Origin of the sequence: Rothia sp. HMSC061D12 (assembly GCF_001836735.1) — a bacterium.
Lineage (GTDB): Bacteria > Actinomycetota > Actinomycetes > Actinomycetales > Micrococcaceae > Rothia.
The window spans coordinates 473,977-481,173 of record NZ_KV830305.1; the positions used below are offsets into that span (position 1 = coordinate 473,977).

The window sequence follows — 7,197 nt, forward strand, 5'->3', positions numbered from 1 at the left end:
TGCGGCAGATTCTAGCGTGCCCCGTTCCGGCGAATAAGCAGCAGGTTCACTGCCTGGCGGGTAACCCCGCGCTTGCTCTCACCGTCAATAGTCATGCCTCCACGCTATCACAGGGGTCGGAGGCGGTGGCAGGGCACCCGGGAAGCCGTCCATCATCTGGAAAGAATCAACGACAAAGGGGCGCAGCCACCATTTCTGGCGCTACGCCCCTTCACTCAATATTCACGTATCTGCGCTATGTTCTACTAGCTACAACCTAGTAGGCGAAAGCAGTCTGGCACTTGTGCTGATCAGCAGTCTGACCGGTCGCGTTACCCGCAATCGCAGCCTCCTGCTTCTCCATCGCCTCACCGGACGGGAAGTCAGTACCAATCGTCACCGACACGCCCAGAACCTCTTCAGTAGCCACCACGCGGGTTACGTTCAGCTTCGCGGCGATTTCCTTCGCTTCCGCCTCGTAACCGGTCGAGTAGAACACCGTGGTGAAGTTCGTCGGGCTAGCGGAGGTACCCGGAGTAACATTCGTGTAGCCCAGGCCCTCAATCACCGAAGCGATCGTAGCCGAGCGGCCATCCAGACCGGTCGCGTTGTACACGTTCACCGGAACCGTACGATCGAGCTGAACCGGAGCGGCAGCAGTAGCCGGCGCCTCCGGAGCCTTCTCCTCCTTCAGCGACTTATCATCACGCAGACGCTGGAACACATTCGCAGCATCCGCAGAAACCTGCAGGCGGTTCTCATCCTGGCTCCACGGCTCAGTCGGCACCGTCGCAAACACAACATTCGACAGGTCCACGCCGCCGAGAGCCGCACCAACACCCACCAGAGTGCTGATATTGCCCAGGTTCTTATCCACCGTCACGTTCTGAGTAATCGCCTCAGCAATATTAATCAGACGGCCCGGATTCGACAGAGTACCCTCGCTCTTCACCTTACGTAGCAGCGAAGACAAGAAGCCCTGCTGAGCCTGAATACGACCAATATCGGAACCATCCGAGAAGCCGTGGCGGCTACGCAAAAACGCAAGAGCCTGCTCACCCTCAACAGTGGAAGTACCCGCAGGAAGCTTCAGACCGCTGTACTCGTCATCAATCGGAGCGTCCACACAGACCTGAACGCCACCAACAACCTTCGACAGCTCCTTCACAGCGTTAAAGTCCACCAGCATAAAGTGGTCAATATTCACGCCGGTCAGCTTGCTAATGGTCGCCACAGTACAACCGGCACCACCACGAGACAGAGACTCGTTAATCTGAACGTTCTCCTCAGCCGGGTACACGGTGCCGCTCTCAGGGTCAGTACACTGCGGCACATCAACCATCAAGTCACGCGGGAACGACAGCACGCTCACGTTCTTGCGGTCCTTGCTGATCTGCAGAAGCATCATCACGTCCGCGCGAGCCTCAGAATTGCGGTCATCCTCATTACCGTACGCGCCGTTATTGCCCTTACGGGTATCGGAACCAATCACGAGAATGTCCAAGGCGCCGTTCTCCAGGCCGTCCTTGTAATTGCTGATGTTCAGCTCCTGAGTATGCAGATTATTGCGCATACGCAGAGCCACCACGCCACCAAAGCCAACAACAATGACGAGCATGCAAGCAGTAAGCAGAGCAATCCACTTATTGCGATTTGAAGTCATCACCGTCGTGCGCATATGACGACCGGTGCTTCGTAAACGAGGTGCCTGGGGCATACCTTTTCTCTTTCTGCCGGTGAGCAAGTGCTTTCTCAGAGTAACACTCTTCCCTATGAGCGCCGAATGAGTAGGAAAACTACTAGAATCCCAGGCGGTTCAACGCACGAGCGTCAGACTGCCATTCCTTCGCAACCTTCACATGAATATTCAGGTAAATGCGGGTACCCAGCATCGCCTCAATCTGCTCACGAGCCTTTGTACCAATCTTGCGCAGATTCGAGCCGCCCTTACCGATAATGATGTACTTCTGCGACTCACGCTCCACAAACAGGTTCACGTGCACATCCAGCAGCGGGTTATCCGCCGGGCGGCCCTCACGGAACTCCATCTCCTCAACCGTCACAGCAATCGAGTGGGGCAGCTCCTCGCGCGCACCCTCCAGGGCAGCCTCACGCACCAGCTCCGCAATGAGGGTTGCCTCCGGCTCATCGGTCAGCTCACCCTCCGGGTACAGCGGCGGCGACAGCGGAGTGTACTGCGCCAGCAGGTCAGCAACCGCATCCACCTGGAAATGCTTCACAGCAGACACCGGGATAATCGCAGCCCAGCCGCCCTTACCATCAACCGGCATCGGCTCAGAAACCTCACCGGCACGGCGCTTAGCCGCAGGACCCGAACCCTTCGCGAAAGGCACAGCATCATTCTTGCCGCCCTTACCCTTGGGGCCCTTACCCTTCTGCTTCGCACGATGCGCGGCACGCTTAGCACGAGCCGCACGCTCAGCGCTCATGACCTCCTCGCCGAGTGCCTCAACAGCCAGCAGCTGCTCACGCAACTCCTCAGAGCTCACGGTATCAGCCTTCGTCACAATGGCAACCACCGGCTTATTGCTCGACGCCACCAGCTGCGACGCAATGTAGCGGTCACCCGGGCCAATCTTCTCATTCGCCGGAATGCAGAAGCCCAGCACATCCACCTGCGAAAGGGTGCTTGCCACCAGGTCGTTCAGACGCTCACCCAGCAGAGTGCGGGGGCGGTGAATACCCGGGGTGTCCACCAGAATCAGCTGGTACTCGTCCTTGTGCACAATACCGCGGATCGTGTGGCGGGTCGTCTGCGGACGGTTCGAGGTGATAGCCACCTTCTGACCGACCATAGCGTTCGTCAGAGTGGACTTACCCGCGTTCGGGCGGCCCACCAGCGACGCGAAACCCGAACGGAAGTCCTTCGGGTAGGTCGGCAGTGGGGTGCTCAAGTCCAGAGTGCTCAAATCGAGCGGAGTGTACTCCTGGTCCATTGTGTTTCTCCTTATCAAACCCCGTGCGGGGTATGTGGGGTGCCAGACTCATCTACCGTGCGCCTTCGGGGCGGGGCAGCTGGCTCAAAGTATTTGTGCGGCGTCTATGTTCGATATTTAGCGGTTGTCGTGCTTATCGGTGGTAGGTTCAGCCTCTGCGGTATCTCCCGGAAGGTCCGGGTGCGCATGCGGCTCAGCCACGGCGGGCGGCTCGGTGTCCACGGTGAGAATATCGGCAACCTCCGCAGAATGAGCCTCCGAGGAAGACGCAGCGGAACCCTCAGCGTTCTCCTGCTCATCACGAGGCGGCTCATACCACGCCTGCAACATATCCACCTGGTGGCGGCGGCCCGACGAACCAATCGCACGAATATGAATGCCGTCAATCTCAATCTCAGAACCAACAATCGGCACCATGCCCAGATGCTTAGCGAGCAGACCACCCACCGTATCAACATCTTCATCGTCGAGTTCACGACCGAAAATCTCACCCAGCTCATCAATACCCAGACGAGCCGACAGACGGAACGTGCCGTCATCATTCAGCGTGTACTCGGGGCGCTCGTGGTCGTACTCGTCAGAAATGTCGCCAACCAGCTCCTCGATCAGGTCCTCAAGGGTAATCAGACCGGCGGTTCCGCCGTACTCATCAACCACGATCGCCACGTGCGTGGACTCGCGCTGCATCTCACGCAGCAAGTCCATGGCGCGCTTCGACTCAGGCTCAAAACGAGCCGGACGCATCAGCTCAACCACGGTCGGCAGGGCGGTACCCGCGGGGGCCTCACCGTGCAGGATAAAGGCGCGCATCGCATCCTTCAGGTAGAGCACGCCCAGAATCTCATCGCTCGAATCACCAATCACCGGCATGCGCGAATAACCCGAACGCAGGAACAGGCTCAGCGCCTCACGCAGCGGGGTGTCGCGGCTGGCGGTGAGCATGTCGGTACGCGGAACCATGAGCGAACGGATGCGGGTATCGTCCATCTCAAAGACGGACTGCACCATCTGCGCCTCGTCGTCCTCAATGGTCTCAGCGTCGGAGGCGCGGTCCAGGAACTCGCGCAGCTCCTCCTCATCGAACACGCCGACGGGAGCCTCAGCTGAACGTTCCGGCGCCAGGCGCACGCTGAACTTATCGAGCAGACCGGTCGCCGGGCTCAACAGAACCGACAGGTAGTGCACCGGGCGAGCCAGCACACGAATCGACGCGACCGGGCGGTTACGACCCAGAGCGCGTGCCAGCACGTGCAGAATCGGGTAACCCACCAGCGCAACGATTACGAGGGTCAGAACGGCGGCGAGCGCGTGTACCTCGACCAGGTTCAGCAGGCAGGTCATGGTGGCGAGCACTGCGGTAGCTGCCGCAATGAGGCGGGTCAGGCGCAGCGGGTGCGTGTACGCCTCGGAGTCGCCGTCGAGGGTGCGCTGCAGGACGCGTGCGCCGAGGGTGTCCGGGTGTGCCTCCACGGCTTCTTCCGCCTCGTTGTGTGGCAGGTAGGTGAACGCGGTTTCGGCGATTGCCGCGACCACGGTCAGACAGAGCGCAAGAACGGCGAGGAGGGCTGTAAGTAGAATATCCACGCCGCTCCCCTAGTGTCGGGTTTCGACCGGTGCGGGTCGGCCCAGGAACTCTTCGAGGATGGAACGCTGAATGCCGAACATTTCGGCTTCCTCTTCGGCGGTGCCGTGATCGTAGCCGAGGCAGTGCAGAATGCCGTGGGTGGTGAGTAGGCACAGCTCATCGAGGGTGCTGTGGCCCGCGTCTGCGCCCTGACGTGCGGCAACGGGCGGGCAGAGGATGATGTCGCCGAGCATGCCGCTGGAGGGGTTTTCGGGGGTTCCCGGTTCCAGCTCGTCCATGGGGAAGCTCATCACGTCAGTGGCGCCGGGCAAGTCCATCCACTCGATGTGCACGCGTTCCATCTCGTCTTCGTTCACAATCGCGATGGACAGGTAGGTGTCATCGGCAAGGTGCATGCGTTTGAAGGCGTGCTCGACGAGGCGGGTGAGCACCTCGGTGTCTACCGCTTCGAAAGATTCGCGGATGAAGGCGTCGGTTGCCGGGTCGGCACCGGTTGCGGGTTCTTCACAGTCGAATTCGATCTCTGCCACCGTTTAGCGTCCTTCCGGGGTGGTCTGTGCGCTGTCGGGGTTCTGCGCAGGGTTCTGCTCGGCGTTCTTTTCGGAGCCGCCGTTGATGCCGGCGCGGTCCAGCAGCTTCTCGGCTGCGGCCTCGATTGTGGCGCGCTTGACCTTGCGGTTGCGCTTGCGTTCCATTGCCTTCTGGTCTTCGCCCCACTGATCGTAGGCGGACACAATGTTCGACACCAGGGTGTGGCGAACCACGTCGGAGGATTCCAGGATGCTGAAGTGAATATCCTCCACGCCCTGCAGAATATTGCGCACCTGCTTCAGACCGGATGCCGCGCCACCGGGCAGGTCAATCTGGGTGATGTCACCGGTAATGACCATCTTCGAGCCGAAGCCCAAGCGGGTCAGGAACATTTTCATCTGCTCGGCGGTGGTGTTCTGCGCCTCGTCAAGGATGATGAATGCGTCGTTGAGGGTGCGGCCACGCATGTACGCCAGCGGTGCGACCTCGATGGTGCCCGCCTCCATGAGCTTGGGGATGGTTTCGGGCTCGAGCATGTCGTGCAGTGCATCGTAGAGCGGGCGCAGGTACGGGTCAATCTTCTCGTTGAGGGTGCCGGGCAGGAAGCCCAGACGCTCGCCAGCCTCCACGGCGGGGCGGGTGAGGATAATGCGGTTCACTTCGTGGCTCTGCAGCGCCTGCACAGCCTTCGCCATGGCGAGGTAGGTCTTACCGGTACCCGCCGGGCCGATACCGAAGATGACGGTGTTCGCGTCGATAGCGTCCACGTACTTCTTCTGGTTAATGGTCTTGGGGCGAATCGTGGTGCCGCGGGTGGAGAGGATGCTGGCGGACAGCGAGTGCGCCGGGTTGCTCAGTTCGTCGCCGAGCATGCCCATGAGGCGGTGAATGACCTGCACGGTAATCTGCGTGTCGTGGCTGGAGAGCACGCGCAGCTCGTTCAGCAGCTTTGCAGCGGTGTTGACGGCCTCGGAGGGGCCGGTGATGAGCACGTCCAGGTCCTTGGGGCGCAGGCTAATCTGCTCGAAGTAGTCCTCGATAATTGCCAGGTGTGCGTCCTGCGGGCCGAGCACGGCGATCATTTCTGCGGCGCTCTTGAAGGATACGGTGCGCGCGGTCGAGAGAGGTCGGGAGGTAGTCATATGGGCTCCTTGGCTAGTGATGTATTTACAAGTATAGATGCGCGTGATGCACCACGCACCGGTGGATTCCTGTCAGCTAGGTTCTACCGGAGGGAATCCAGTAGCGGGCGCTCTACCAGCGGCCCAGCACCACGTTCAGGGTGCACATGGCGGCAGAGCCAGCGGTGGAGGAACGCAGCACCTCGTCACCGAGTAGTGCCAGCTGCGCGCCGGCGTCGGTGAAGAGCTGCACTTCGCGGTTGCTGATGCCGCCTTCGGGGCCGACGAGCAGGTAGATTTCTTCGGGCAGGTTCTCTGCCTCGACAAGCTTGCGTGCCAGGGCGCTGAGGCGTTCGGTCGCCTGCTCATGCAGGATGAACACGGCGGCAGACTGCTCGGAGCCTGCAACTTCTTCGATGAGTTCCACCAGGTCGGCGGTGCTGTACAGGTCGTACACTTCGGGAATGAGCGCGCGGCGCGACTGCTTCGCCGCGGCGGTGACAGTGTTCTGCCACTTGGTGTGTGCCTTGGAGGCGCGCTCCCCCTTCCAGCGCACGATGGAGCGGTCCGCACTCCATGGCAGCACACCGTACACGCCCAGCTCGGTCGCGGTTTCGATGGCGAGCAGGTCGCGGCCGTCCTTCGCGAGCGCCTGCACCAGGTAGATGGAGGGCACGCTGCGTTCCTCGCGCAGCTCCTGCACCTGCACGCTCACGCCGTCCGCATTGATGGAGGCGACCGTACCGAGTGCGCGGCGGCCGGTGCCGTCACCCAGGTCGATGCGTTCGCCGAGCTCAAGGCGCTTGACGAGGGCGTGCTTGCCCTCGGGGCCGTCCAGCTCGAAGGATGCGCCGGGGGTGAGTGCGTCGTATTCTTCCGTGCTGATGTAGAAGATGGGGGCGCTCATGGTTCTCCTTGAGGGTGCGGTTTGAAAGCGTGGGTAGTGTGGGTGGAGTGTGAAATAGGTGCGTAGCTTAGTGCGTGCAGCGCAGTGCTGACAGGAATGCGGCGGGTGCGGGTTGAG

6 protein-coding genes are annotated in these 7,197 nt (G+C 60.9%); all 6 read right to left on the reverse strand.

All coding sequences use genetic code 11. The features are described from left to right. Positions 1-256: 256 nt before the first annotated feature. The 6 genes from HMPREF2682_RS01820 to HMPREF2682_RS01845 all read right to left on the reverse strand — a co-directional run bounded on the left by HMPREF2682_RS01820 (position 257) and on the right by HMPREF2682_RS01845 (position 7,080). Positions 257-1,642 carry an LCP family protein gene (locus HMPREF2682_RS01820; RefSeq protein ID WP_246827234.1) on the reverse strand — a complete coding sequence of 462 codons (1,386 nt, stop codon included), beginning with the start codon at positions 1,640-1,642 and terminating at the stop codon, positions 257-259. A 136-nt stretch (positions 1,643-1,778) separates the two neighbouring features. Further along, complete coding sequence (locus HMPREF2682_RS01825) at positions 1,779-2,936, reverse strand: GTPase Era (protein WP_210400848.1); 1,158 nt, start codon at positions 2,934-2,936, stop codon at positions 1,779-1,781. A 117-nt stretch (positions 2,937-3,053) separates the two neighbouring features. Beyond that, a complete protein-coding gene (locus HMPREF2682_RS01830; RefSeq protein ID WP_070830844.1) occupies positions 3,054-4,520 on the reverse strand; it encodes a hemolysin family protein in 1,467 nt (488 codons plus the stop codon). Between the two features lie 9 nt (positions 4,521-4,529). Then, complete coding sequence (gene ybeY / locus HMPREF2682_RS01835; RefSeq protein WP_005505992.1) at positions 4,530-5,051, reverse strand: rRNA maturation RNase YbeY; 522 nt, start codon at positions 5,049-5,051, stop codon at positions 4,530-4,532. A 3-nt stretch (positions 5,052-5,054) separates the two neighbouring features. Then, on the reverse strand, positions 5,055-6,194 hold the full coding sequence (locus tag HMPREF2682_RS01840) for a PhoH family protein (protein WP_070830847.1): 1,140 nt from the start codon (positions 6,192-6,194) through the stop codon (positions 5,055-5,057). A gap of 112 nt (positions 6,195-6,306) precedes the next feature. Continuing rightward, on the reverse strand, positions 6,307-7,080 hold the full coding sequence (locus HMPREF2682_RS01845) for a 16S rRNA (uracil(1498)-N(3))-methyltransferase (protein WP_070830850.1): 774 nt from the start codon (positions 7,078-7,080) through the stop codon (positions 6,307-6,309). Positions 7,081-7,197 lie beyond the last annotated feature (117 nt).

Coding starts and splice junctions, on each gene's coding strand:
- HMPREF2682_RS01820 (WP_246827234.1), bottom strand. CDS start 1,642: ATGACTTCAAATCGCAATAAGTGGATTGCTCTGCTTACTGCTTGCATG.
- HMPREF2682_RS01840 (WP_070830847.1), bottom strand. CDS start 6,194: ATGACTACCTCCCGACCTCTCTCGACCGCGCGCACCGTATCCTTCAAG.
- HMPREF2682_RS01845 (WP_070830850.1), bottom strand. CDS start 7,080: ATGAGCGCCCCCATCTTCTACATCAGCACGGAAGAATACGACGCACTC.
- HMPREF2682_RS01825 (WP_210400848.1), bottom strand. CDS start 2,936: ATGGACCAGGAGTACACTCCGCTCGATTTGAGCACTCTGGACTTGAGC.